The 278-nt window shown below is 42.1% G+C and carries 1 pseudogene; it reads right to left on the bottom strand.

The annotated features are described in order from the left end of the window. Positions 1–227: pseudogene (locus SB775_RS29000) on the bottom strand (hybrid sensor histidine kinase/response regulator transcription factor); the annotation flags it as partial. Between the last annotated feature and the right edge of the window lie 51 nt (positions 228–278).

Here is a 278-nt window from a genome sequence, read left to right as displayed (position 1 = left end):
TGGAAACCAACGACAAAGGCGATAACAATAAACTGCCACTGAGTCTCTTCGAAATAGTAGTTTAATACGATGTAAAGGCTCCCGCTCAGTGCTATCTCAGCAATCAAATAAGCGATGGTGGAATAGCGGTAAAACCAGTAAGGAATAACGAATGCGAGTATCGAAACAATTATCGCCGCTTCAACGGGATACGGCAAAAGGGCGTGATATTTTATAATCCCAATCATAATGGTGATCCACCACAAAAAGCGGATCGTGAAGATCATCCAATTAAGCCA

This window comes from Peribacillus sp. SIMBA_075 (genome assembly GCF_046534585.1).
This window is presented reverse-complemented; position numbering and strand designations above follow the sequence as displayed.